Source organism: Nesterenkonia sp. F, from assembly GCF_000220985.1.
Lineage (GTDB): Bacteria > Actinomycetota > Actinomycetes > Actinomycetales > Micrococcaceae > Nesterenkonia.
Map to the genome: position 1 here is coordinate 1 of NZ_AFRW01000045.1, position 7537 is coordinate 7537.

General features: G+C 71.7%; 5 protein-coding genes. 4 read left to right on the forward strand and 1 reads right to left on the reverse strand.

Annotated features, from left to right (window positions below; all coding sequences use genetic code 11):
• From GU5_RS13900 to GU5_RS0103910, 4 genes are all read left to right on the forward strand, one after another.
• Positions 1-674, forward strand: a 674-nt coding sequence (locus tag GU5_RS13900) for a deoxyribonuclease (RefSeq protein ID WP_010524270.1), incomplete at its 5' end; no start/stop codon positions are given.
• A gap of 315 nt (positions 675-989) precedes the next feature.
• A complete protein-coding gene (locus GU5_RS0103900) occupies positions 990-3812 on the forward strand; it encodes an aconitate hydratase (protein WP_010524271.1) in 2823 nt (940 codons plus the stop codon).
• A gap of 403 nt (positions 3813-4215) precedes the next feature.
• Entirely contained in the window at positions 4216-6267 is a 2052-nt protein-coding gene (gene dxs / locus GU5_RS0103905; RefSeq protein WP_010524272.1) for a 1-deoxy-D-xylulose-5-phosphate synthase, read from the forward strand.
• Between the two features lie 103 nt (positions 6268-6370).
• Complete coding sequence (locus GU5_RS0103910) at positions 6371-6874, forward strand: hypothetical protein (RefSeq protein WP_010524273.1); 504 nt, start codon at positions 6371-6373, stop codon at positions 6872-6874.
• 13 nt (positions 6875-6887) lie between these two features.
• Here the strand turns inward: GU5_RS0103910 and GU5_RS0103915 are convergent, their stop codons facing one another.
• Entirely contained in the window at positions 6888-7346 is a 459-nt protein-coding gene (locus tag GU5_RS0103915; RefSeq protein ID WP_010524274.1) for a Rieske (2Fe-2S) protein, read from the reverse strand.
• Positions 7347-7537 lie beyond the last annotated feature (191 nt).

Below are 7537 nucleotides of genomic sequence, written 5' to 3' on the forward strand. Positions count from 1 at the left end.
CGCCGCCGCGCCGCCGCGGGCGGGGTGCGCGCCGCGGCCGCGCGGCGGCGCCGGCCACCGTCGTCGAGCACGAGACGGTCGTGGGGTCCAGGACGGTCGAGGAACCGCTGCCGACGGCTGTGGCCGGCCCCGAGGGGCCCCGTTCGACGGTCGCGGTGCGGCCCGAGGGCTTCTGGCAGGTCCATCGGCACGCTCCGGAGGCGCTGGTGCGCACTGTCGCCGACCTGGCTCAGGTCGAGCCCGGCGACGCCGTCGCCGACCTCTATGCCGGTGCGGGGCTGTTCACCGCCTGGGCCGCCGGGGCGGTCGGTCCGCAGGGCTCGGTGCTCAGCGTCGAGGGGGCACGGTCGTCGAGCAGCAGCGCCGCCGAGCTCTTCGACGGCTGCGAGTCGGTCACCGTGCGGCGCGCGGCGGTGGAGGCCGCGCTGGACGCGCTCTCCGGCTCCGACGTCGTGCTGCTGGATCCGCCGCGAGCCGGTGCCGGCCGCGAGGTCGTCGCCGGCCTGGACGACGCCGGGCCGCGGCGTGTGGTCTACGTCGCCTGCGAACCGGCCTCCTTCGCCCGCGACGCCAAGGATCTGCTGGCCCGCGGGTGGCGGATGCGTCGGCTGCAGGTGCTCGACCTCTACCCGAACACCCACCACATGGAGTCGGTGGCGGTCTTCGAGCGCTGAGCCGCCCGCGGCCCGGCCGACGGAGACGCCGCCGGCGCCGGTGATGCCGGCTCCGAGGCTCCGTCGCGCGCTCCCACGGAGGAGCGACGAACGAGTAGGATGGTCGCGGATACGGTTCCGACGGGCGTCTGACCAGCGGATGCGCCGGGACCGGGTCGCGCTGCTGACCCGACGCCGCAGGCTCGCCGACGAGCCGGCTTCGGGGCGACCCGGACCTGTGGGGCGCGCCGCCGTCGTCGCCTGCGGAGCCCGGAGTCGGCGTCGTCGTCGACGGCGTCGACCGTGTCAGTCCGGCAACTACATGAGGAGTCCCACGTGAGCACAGTGGACAGCTTCGGAGCCAAGGACGTTCTGAACGTCGACGGCGCCGACTACGAAATCTTCCGCCTGAACACCGTGGAGGGCAGCGAGACCCTCCCGTACAGCCTCAAGGTGCTGCTGGAGAATCTCCTGCGCCATGAGGACGGGGCGAATGTGACGGCCGAGCACATCTCCGCGCTCGGCCGGTGGGACGAGACCGCGCAGCCGAACACCGAGATCCAGTTCACCCCGGGTCGCGTGCTGATGCAGGACTTCACCGGCGTGCCCTGCGTGGTCGACCTGGCCACCATGCGCGAGGCCGTGTCCGACCTCGGCGGCGACCCGGACCGGATCAACCCGCTCGCTCCGGCCGAGATGGTCATCGACCACTCGGTGCAGATCGACTCCTTCGGCAACTCCGACGCCATCGAGCGCAACATGGACATCGAGTACCAGCGCAACGGCGAGCGGTACCGCTTCCTGCGCTGGGGCCAGACCGCCTTCGACGACTTCAAGGTCGTGCCCCCGGGCATGGGCATCGTCCACCAGGTCAACATCGAGAACCTGGCGCGCACGGTGATGACCCGCGAGGTCGGCGGCGTGCTGCGGGCCTACCCGGACACCTGCGTCGGCACCGACTCGCACACCACGATGGAGAACGGCCTGGGCGTGCTCGGCTGGGGCGTCGGCGGCATCGAGGCCGAGGCGGCCATGCTGGGCCAGCCGATCTCGATGCTGATCCCGCGCGTGGTCGGCTTCAAGCTCTCCGGGCAGATCCCGGCCGGCGCGACCGCCACCGACGTGGTGCTGACCATCACCCAGATGCTCCGCGACCACGGCGTGGTCGGCAAGTTCGTCGAGTTCTACGGCGAGGGCGTGGCCGCGGTCCCGCTGGCCAACCGCGCGACCATCGGCAACATGTCCCCGGAGTTCGGCTCGACGGCGGCGATGTTCCCGATCGACGAGGTCAGCCTGGACTACCTGCGCCTGACCGGCCGCAGCGAGGAGCAGGTCTCCCTCGTGGAGGCCTATGCCAAGGAGCAGGGTCTGTGGCACGACCCGGAGCGCGAGCTGCGCTTCTCCGAGTACCTCGAGCTGGACCTCTCCACCGTGGTGCCCTCGATCTCCGGGCCGAAGCGTCCGCAGGACCGCATCGAGCTGACCGAGTCCAAGGACCAGTTCCGCCGCGACATCCTCAACTACGTCGACGACGCGCCGCACACGATCAACGGCCACGCCGACGCGGCCTCGGACCAGTCCTTCCCGGCCTCCGACGCGCCGGCCCACGAGGCCACCGAGAGCCAGGACGTGAAGGACCGCTCCCGGCACGACGGCCATGACCATCGGTCGACCCGGCCGTCGAAGCCGGTGGGGGTCACCACCGAGGACGGCCGCGAGTTCGAGCTGGACCACGGGGCGGTCTCGATCGCCTCGATCACCTCCTGCACCAACACCTCGAACCCGAACGTGATGATGGCCGCCGGCGTGCTCGCCCGCAACGCCGTGGAGAAGGGCCTGACCAACAAGCCGTGGGTCAAGACCTCCATCGCGCCGGGCTCGAAGGTCGTCACCGACTACTACGAGAAGTCCGGACTCATCGAGTACCTGGAGAAGGTCGGCTTCTACGTCGTCGGCTACGGCTGCACCACCTGCATCGGCAACTCCGGCCCGCTGGAGCCGGAGGTCTCGCAGGCCGTGCAGGACAACGACCTCGCGGTGACCTCAGTGCTCTCGGGCAACCGCAACTTCGAAGGCCGCATCAACCCGGACGTGAAGATGAACTACCTGGCTTCGCCGCCGCTGGTGGTCGCCTACGCGCTGGCCGGGACGATGGACTTCGACTTCGAGAACCAGCCGCTGGGTCAGGACGAGGACGGGCAGGACGTCTACCTGCGCGACATCTGGCCGGACCCGGTCGAGGTGCAGAAGATCATCGACTCGTCCATCAGCACCGAGATGTTCACCTCGGAGTACGAGTCGGTCTTCGCCGGGGACCACCGGTGGAAGGAGCTGGACACTCCGGAAGGCACCACCTTCGACTGGGACCCGGACTCCACCTACGTCCGCAAGGCACCGTACTTCGAGGGCATGACCCTGGAGCCGGCTCCGGTCGAGGACGTCTCCGGCGCGCGGGTGCTGCTGAAGCTGGGCGACTCGGTCACCACCGACCACATCTCGCCCGCCGGCGCGTTCAAGTCTGACACGCCCGCCGGCCGGTACCTGCTGGAGAACGGCGTCGCCCGCAAGGACTTCAACTCCTACGGGTCGCGCCGCGGCAACCACGAGGTGATGATCCGCGGCACCTTCGCCAACATCCGGATCAAGAACGAGCTGCTCGACGGCGTCGAGGGCGGCTTCACCCGAGACTTCACCCAGGAGGGCGGCCCGCAGGCCTACGTCTACGACGCGGCGATGAACTACCAGGAGGCCGGCATCCCGCTGGTCGTCCTTGGCGGCAAGGAGTACGGCTCCGGCTCCTCGCGCGACTGGGCGGCCAAGGGCACCCGGCTGCTGGGCGTGAAGGCCGTCATCGCCGAGTCCTTCGAGCGCATCCACCGCTCGAACCTGATCGGCATGGGCGTGCTGCCGCTGCAGTTCCCGGAGGGCGAGTCGGCCGACTCGCTGGGTCTGACCGGCGTCGAGACCTTCTCGATCACCGGCATCACCCAGCTCAACGAGGGCGTGACCCCGAAGACGCTGACGGTGACCGCGACCAAGGAGGACGGCACCGAGGTCTCCTTCGAGGCCGTGGTGCGGATCGACACCCCCGGCGAGGCGGACTACTACCGCAACGGCGGCATCCTGCAGTTCGTGCTGCGCCAGCTGGTCAGCTCGTGAGCTGATCGGATCCACGACGTCGTCCCGTCTGTGCCGGGCAGGGCGATCGATCGACCAGGACCGCGGGGCGGTCCCGACGACGCGTCGGGGCCGCCCCGCGGTCGTGCGGGGACGGAATTCTCGCCCACGGTTCGAGGCCGGCCATCCGCGCCTTCCCGGCCGCTGTCCCGCGACGGCACACCTGATGTGCCGCAGACCCCCGCCGGAGGCGCAGGTTCTGGCACATCAGGTGTGCAGACGAGGACTCGTCGGGCAGTTCGACCGCCGTGTCGCCGCATCGGCGGCCGGCTGCTCCGGCGTCGGGGCCGGGCCTGGGCCCTGAAGGTGGTCGAGGCGCGTCAGGATCGCCTCGAGGCAGGGGCGGTCGGCGGACGCGGAGCGAGACGAGGGCTAGACTGGGGAGATGGGCATTCTGCAGACGATCCGGTCCCCGCAGGACCTGAGCCGGCTCAGCGCCGAGCAGCTCGTACGACTCGCCGAGGAGATCCGCGAGTTCCTGGTCAGCAACGTCTCCCGGACCGGGGGCCACCTCGGGCCGAACCTGGGCGTCGTCGAGCTGACCCTCGCGATCCACCGGATCTTCGACTCGCCGCGCGACTCGGTCATCTTCGACACCGGCCACCAGTCCTACATCCATAAGCTGGTCACCGGCCGGCGGGACTTCTCCACGCTGCGCCAGCAGGGCGGGATGGCCGGCTACCCGGACCGCTCCGAGTCCGACCATGACATCGTCGAGTCCTCGCACGCCTCGTCCTCGCTGTCCTGGGCCGACGGGGTCTCCAAGGCGCGGGTGCTCGCCGGCGAGTCCGATCGCTGCGTCGTCGCAGTCATCGGCGACGGCGCGCTCACCGGCGGGATGTCCTGGGAGGCGCTGAACAACATCGCCGCCGACAAGGACCGGCGCGTGGTGATCGTGGTCAATGACAACGGCCGCTCCTACGCGCCGACCGTCGGCGGCATCGCTCGGCAGCTCGACGGACTGCGCCGCGGCGTGCTGGACAAGGTGCGCACCCACCGCGTCTACGAGCGCGCCATGGACGGGACCAAACAGCGGCTGCAGCACGGAGGCCCCGTCTCGCAGATGGTCTACCGGAGCCTGCACGCGGCGAAGAAGGGGGCCAAGGACTTCTGGGCGCCGCAGGGCCTCTTCGAGGACCTCGGCATGAAGTACATCGGCCCGGTGGACGGCCACGACCAGCAGGCCCTGGAGGAGGCGCTGACCGACGCGCGCAACTACGGCGGTCCGGTCATCGTCCACGCGCTCACCGAGAAGGGGCGCGGCTACGCGCCCGCCCGCGCCGACGAGGTCGACCAGTTCCACACCGTCGGCAAGATCGACCCGGAGACCGGCGAGCCGGTGCACCGCGGCGCGGCCCGCTCCTGGACCTCGGTCTTCGAAGAGGAGATCACCGCCCTGGCCGACGAGCGCGACGACCTCGTGGCGATCACCGGAGCGATGACCATCCCCGTCGGACTGAGCACCATGGCCGCACGGCATCCCGAGCGCGTCTACGACGTCGGCATCGCCGAGCAGCATGCCCTGGCCTCGGCCGCGGGACTGGCCTACGGCGGCTATCATCCCGTGGTCGCGCTCTACGCGACCTTCCTCAACCGCGGCTTCGACCAGCTGCTGATGGACGTCGCCCTGCACCGCGCCGGCGTGACCGTGGTCCTCGACCGGGCCGGGGTCACCGGCCCCGACGGGCCCAGCCACCACGGCATGTGGGACCTCTCGCTGCTGCAGATCGTCCCGGGGCTGCGGATCGCGGCGCCGCGGGACTCCTCGCGGCTGCGCGAGGAGCTGCGCGAGGCCGTCGTCGTCGACGACGCGCCGACGGTGGTCCGCTTCTCCAAGGGCTCGGTGAACGGGGAGATCGACGCGCGCGAGCGCCTCGACGACGGCGTGGACGTGCTGCACGCCGCCGCCGGCGAGGACGGCGCGCCGCGCTACGCCGACGATGTGCTCATCGTCTCGGTCGGCGCGATGGCCGAGATCTCGCTGGACGTCGCCGAGCGGCTGGCCGCCCAGGGCATCGGGGCGACGGTGATCGATCCGCGCTGGGTCCTGCCGGTGCCGGAGTCGGTGGTCTCGCTCGCCGCGCGTCACCGCATCGTGGTCTGCGTGGAGGACGGCGTGAAGGCCGGCGGCGTCGGCTCCCGCATCCGTCAGACGATGCGCGAGGCCGGCGTGGACACCGCGCTGAACGAGGTCGGCCTGCCGGTGGACTTCCTGGACCACGGCAGCCGGGCCGAGGTGCTCGAGCGCGTGGGGCTGACCGCCCAGGACATCACCCGGGACACCGTCGAACAGGTGATGGGCACCCGCGTGCCCTTCGCCCGCCCGCTGCCGGGGGAGGAGACGCCCACCGGCGAGATCCCGGCCTTCCACGCCCCGCGGCCCTCGGCCGAGGACGCCGGCGGCGCCGGGGATGAGCAGACCGGACCGCGCGCCTGAGGCATCCCGAGACGTCATGAGCCGCCGGAGGCGTCGCCGCCTTCGGCCCTGCACGACCCACGATCCCGGGCACGACCTGTGCCCGACCCCTTCTGGAGGCACCATGCTGACGCTGAACCGACGCACCGACGATGCCGGCTGGGAGTACCGCGAAGCCTGGTTCGACGAGGAGGCCGGCGAGTTCGTCGTCCACCACGGCACCGTCGGGCGCAACGGCACCATCTCCGCCGAGACCGCCGGCGCCGAGCAGGCGGAGACTCTGCTGGAGAGCTTCCGGGCCCAGTGCGCCGCCGACGGGTTCGTCGCCCCCGATCCCGAGGAGCTGATCGGGCTGGAGGTCGTCTACCCGCTGAAGGGCACGACCCCGGGCGCCGCCGAGGAGCGCAACGTCACGCAGGTGCACACTGCGGCGCTGACCTGGCTCGCCTGGCGAGGCCTGGGTGCGCTGCAGGACCCGGTGCAGACCGAGCGCGACGGTTCCCAGGCCATGGTCATGGCGCTGGACACGCTGCATCGGCGCAAGGCGACCGAGACGGTCGCCGCGGCCGTCCGCAGCACCGACGTGCAGCCGACCCGGGTCCGCGTCTCCCGACGCTCGCAGGACTGAGCGCCCGGCGCGGTCAGACCTTGACCTCGACGGCGCCGTCGTCGGTCATCCGGGCCTCGACCGTCGGCAGCGGGCTCCGCGCCGGCCCGGAGACCACCGAGCCGTCGGCGGCGGCGAAGCTCGAGTTGTGGCACGGGCAGGTGAACTCCTCGTCGCCCGGCTCCACGGTGCACCCCTGGTGGGTGCAGACCGAGGAGTAGGCCAGCACCTCGTCCTCGGCGGACCGATGGACCAGCAGGTCAGTCTCGCCCGCCGAGGCCGAGACGGTGGTGCCGACCTCCGGCACGGAGTCCGCCTCGACGGCGGTCTGCCAGGTGCCCGAGGTCGCGTCCGACTCGCCTCCCGAGGAGCCGGCGTCGGCCCCGGAGCCCGAGCCTCCGCAGGCCGAGAGCGCCAGGGCCGAGGCCCCGGCAGCGCCGACGGCGGCGTGGTGCAGGACGGTGCGGCGATCGCAGCGGCAGGTGGTGTCCATGGCCGCGAGTCTACTCCTCGGTCCGCAGACCCCGGCCGGCGCCCACGCCGAGGCCGGCGCCCGTCCCGCCCACGTCAGGGTGACGTCTGGTGACGTCAGGACGCCGCTCAGCCGTGGAACCGGCGCCCGGCGACCCGCTCGGAGGCTCCCACGTGGTCGAGGTGCGGGGTGATGCCGCCGCGGTGCATCGG